We start from the raw sequence: 1,016 nt of genomic DNA on the forward strand, positions 1-1,016 counted from the left end.
GTCATGATGCCGCCCTTGGTCTCGATGCCCAGGGACAGCGGGGTGACGTCCAGCAGCAGCACGTCCTTGACGTCGCCGCGCAGCACCCCGGCCTGCAGGGCGGCGCCGACGGCGACCACCTCGTCGGGGTTGACGCCCTTGTGCGGGTCCTTGCCGGTCAGCTCGCGCACCAGGTCGGTGACCGCGGGCATCCGGGTCGAGCCGCCCACGAGGATGACGTGGTCGATGTTCTTCAGCTCGATCCCGGCGTCCTTCACCGCCTGGTGGAAGGGTTTCTTGCACCGCTCCAGCAGGTCCGCGGTCAGCTGCTGGAACTGGGCGCGGGTGAGCTTCTCGTCCAGGTGCAGCGGACCCTCGGGGGAGGCGGTGATGTAGGGCAGGTTGATCGTGGTCTCGGTGGCCGAGGACAGCTCGATCTTGGCCTTCTCCGCGGCCTCGCGCAGGCGCTGCACGGCCATCTTGTCCTTGGACAGGTCCACCCCGTACTGGCCCTTGAACCGCTTGACCAGATGGTCGACGAGGTGCTGGTCCCAGTCGTCGCCGCCGAGGTGGGTGTCGCCGTTGGTGGCCTTGACCTCGATGACGCCCTCGCCCATCTCCAGCAAGGACACGTCGAAGGTGCCGCCGCCGAGGTCGAAGACGAGGACGGTCTGGTCGTTCTCCTTGTCCAGGCCGTAGGCGAGCGCGGCGGCCGTGGGCTCGTTGATGATCCGCAGTACCTTCAGGCCCGCGATCTCGCCGGCCTCCTTGGTCGCCTGCCGCTGCGCGTCGTCGAAGTACGCCGGGACGGTGATCACCGCGTCGGTGACGTCCTCGCCGAGATAGGCCTCCGCGTCCCGCTTCAGCTTCTGCAGCACCCGGGCCGACAGTTCCTGCGCCCGGTAGCGGGTGCCGTCGATGTCGCCCTGCTCGGGGAAACGCCAGTGCGCGTCGCCCATGTGGCGTTTGACGGAGCGGGCGGTGCGCTCGACGTTCGTCACGGCCTGCCGTTTGGCGACCTCGCCGACCAGCACCTC

General features: G+C 68.8%; 1 protein-coding gene. It reads right to left on the bottom strand.

What is annotated here, in order from left to right:
• On the bottom strand, positions 1-1,016 hold a 1,016-nt coding region (locus IE286_RS26890), incomplete at both ends, for an Hsp70 family protein (protein WP_189799361.1).

The organism is Streptomyces thermodiastaticus (genome assembly GCF_014656135.1).
In the GTDB taxonomy this organism is placed as follows: Bacteria; Actinomycetota; Actinomycetes; order Streptomycetales; family Streptomycetaceae; genus Streptomyces; species Streptomyces thermodiastaticus.